Raw genomic sequence first — 1050 nt, forward strand, 5'->3', positions numbered from 1 at the left:
GTACTTGGAGAGCAAGTCAAGCGTTATCGGCTGGGCATTCACATCAACTAACCATCCAAGCTCGTTCTTTATCCTAGTTATCAGTCCAGTAAGTCTCTGCTCATTGAAATACTGGTTATGTGATGCATCTATGAGAACTCTAATTACTTTAACCTCTCCCGTTGTTTGGTTTGAAATAATGTTCTCGTCTCCAGTAGCCCCTATTTGAGGAATATTGAGGAGTTGATGGAAGAGTTGATAACAGTCTATGTCCAGTGAATCTAAGTATTCAATAATTTTTCCTGCTGTCAAATGTCTATCTTTTCCTGCAATTATAATAACAAGCTGGGGTTCTGTCCAAACATTTGCTTTTACAAATATTCTCCGCTTTCCTTCAATTACGAGTTCTTGCTCTTTTTCACTTAGAACTTCCTGCACTATTTCGCCAACCCCATCATAAGCTTTTGGGCCACCCAAGATCACAATGAACCTCTCACTTTTGTACTTGTCAAAATCTTTTGCATAAACGCGAGTCACTTTAAATCCTGCCCTCTCAAGAGACTCGGCAAGTACTTTCCCCTTGAGCTCCCAATCAATATCATTTGCCAATATAACAACGTTCCTTAAAACGGGCTTGTACTCAAAACTGCTCGCCCATTCTACGGCATTTCTCAGCAATTTGTGAGAATTCTCATCCTCCCCCGCTTCCACTTCAAAACTGAAGTACACTGTCCTAATACCACATTGCAAATACGGTTCATCCCTCACGACGATTCCAGCCCTGCCGTCGTCTGAAACGGCAAATGCCCTTGCAAGACCAAGCTCCCCAGCAAGCTTGAGTATCCTGCTTTTCTCGAGCACCTCTTTGGGCGCTGAAATTGTCCTCTTGTTCCCCAAAATTTCAATAGTAAAGTCACTCTCTCCGAATTGGAGTTTTGAGATTGAATCTATGAGTGCTCCATTCAATGCTCTTTCTTGATACCTTAATGGTGACTTTCCAAGAGTTCTCTCCTGGTATTCCGAGACTTTGTTTAGGAATTCCTGGCTCTCGCTCTTAATACTCTCCCATCT

The 1050-nt window shown here is 42.3% G+C and carries 1 protein-coding gene; it reads right to left on the reverse strand.

The window, feature by feature from the left end; translation table 11 throughout:
• Positions 1-1050: hypothetical protein (locus J7J33_00435; GenBank protein ID MCD6167764.1), on the reverse strand; the 1050-nt coding region annotated here is incomplete at both ends.

This window comes from Caldisericia bacterium (assembly GCA_021158845.1).
In the GTDB taxonomy this organism is placed as follows: domain Bacteria; phylum Caldisericota; class Caldisericia; order B22-G15; family B22-G15; genus B22-G15.